The sequence below is a fragment of the Streptomyces sp. P9(2023) genome (genome assembly GCF_032436795.1).
Lineage (GTDB): Bacteria > Actinomycetota > Actinomycetes > Streptomycetales > Streptomycetaceae > Streptomyces.
The window spans coordinates 1-277 of record NZ_JAUPWM010000414.1 but is presented as its reverse complement, the minus strand read 5'-3'; the positions used below and the strand labels follow the sequence as shown (position 1 = coordinate 277).

The 277-nt window shown below is 45.5% G+C and carries 1 protein-coding gene; it reads left to right on the top strand.

The window, feature by feature from the left end; translation table 11 throughout:
- A partial coding sequence (locus tag Q5762_RS38155) for a hypothetical protein (RefSeq protein ID WP_315896904.1) occupies positions 1-277 on the top strand: 277 nt, incomplete at both ends.

Here is a 277-nt window from a genome sequence, read left to right as displayed (position 1 = left end):
CGAATTATATCATCGATGATTCAACAGCATATGTAGCTGAGGCCCTATCCGTTGAGGAGGCTTTAGAGTACAGAAATGCTGTTAGTTTGATCTTGGATGAAAGCGAGCAGTCTGCAAGGAATGCGCGCTTAGATAGCGCAGCTTTGGATGATCTTTATAGCTGGACCGTCCTTGACAGTGCTGCTGCAATATTAGGTGCTGCAGATACAAATGGACGACTTTCAGACGCTGATGAGGTGTCTGTCAATGATGCCGTGATAACGTCATCAATTGCTCA